Here is a 208-nt window from a genome sequence, read left to right on the forward strand (position 1 = left end):
CGCGGAAGATGTAACGGGGCTAAGCTATACACCGAAGCTGCGGCTACGTACCTTAGGGTATGTGGGGTAGGGGAGCGTTCTGTAAGCCGTTGAAGGTGTGCTGTAAGGCATGCTGGAGGTATCAGAAGTGCGAATGCTGACATGAGTAACGATAAAGGGAGTGAAAAACTCCCTCGCCGGAAGACCAAGGGTTCCTGTCCAACGTTAA

General features: G+C 52.4%; 1 rRNA gene. It reads left to right on the top strand.

Annotation, left to right across the window (positions count from 1 at the left end):
* Positions 1–208: ribosomal RNA gene (locus AACR09_RS19400) — 23S ribosomal RNA — on the top strand; the annotation flags it as partial.

Source organism: Vibrio sp. OPT20 (genome assembly GCF_963889365.1).
In the GTDB taxonomy this organism is placed as follows: domain Bacteria; phylum Pseudomonadota; class Gammaproteobacteria; order Enterobacterales; family Vibrionaceae; genus Vibrio; species Vibrio splendidus.